At 36.1% G+C, this 723-nt stretch carries 2 protein-coding genes; both read left to right on the top strand.

The genetic code is table 11. The features are described 5' to 3' along the window. The first annotated feature begins 155 nt into the window (after positions 1–155). Positions 156–479, top strand: coding sequence for a phage tail assembly chaperone G (gpG, locus tag JCM19043_RS15795; RefSeq protein WP_062324011.1), 324 nt, complete (start codon positions 156–158; stop codon positions 477–479). A gap of 48 nt (positions 480–527) precedes the next feature. Further along, entirely contained in the window at positions 528–659 is a 132-nt protein-coding gene (locus tag JCM19043_RS18340; RefSeq protein ID WP_255349981.1) for a hypothetical protein, read from the top strand. The last annotated feature ends 64 nt before the right edge of the window (positions 660–723 follow it).

Below are 723 nucleotides of genomic sequence, written 5' to 3'. Positions count from 1 at the left end.
TTTAACAGGTGAGGGTTTACCTAGAATCAACGACGGATTTGAGAAGTATAAACTTTGGGACCAAGACCCAGATGTTGTTGATAAATCAATTATTGACGAGTGGTTTAATGAAGTAATCGATAAAACTTGGGTTCCACTACCGTAGGTGATGAATGATGAAAATTGAATTAATGATTGAAAACAAAAAACAAACATTTACTGTACCATTCACTCCATTGCTAGCTAGACGTAAGTATTATGAACTGATGGCAGAATTAGAAGCGAAAAATGGAGAAGTTGAACCAACACCAAAAGATATCTTAGAAGAAGACGATGAGTTATATTCTATCTTATCTGATGTTGTATTCCAAAAACAATTCACGTTAGAAAATCTATACGCGGGAGCAAGTAAAGAGTATTTAGATGAAAAACTACGTGAAGCAATTTTCGGAACGAAGCCAAAGAAGGAAAGTGAAGAGGGAAACGAGACGGGGGAGTGACGTTTAAAGAAGCGTACACTTCCCTTAAAACTTTGTATCAAAAAGTTAATGTTTCCACAACAACAATATACGCAGAAATGGACGCTAGCTGAAATAGATCAGTTAGACGTCCATTTTTTTGAAGAATTAATGAGTATGGATCAAGTAGAAAAAGAGGTTTATTTATCTGAAGTGTGGTAGGAGGTGGGAAAATGGCAGTAAGAGAAGTAGGTAACCTGAGAACGAAGTTATCTTGGGAAGATGA

The organism is Halolactibacillus sp. JCM 19043, from assembly GCF_001310395.1.
In the GTDB taxonomy this organism is placed as follows: domain Bacteria; phylum Bacillota; class Bacilli; order Bacillales; family Amphibacillaceae; genus Halolactibacillus; species Halolactibacillus miurensis.
This window is presented reverse-complemented; position numbering and strand designations above follow the sequence as displayed.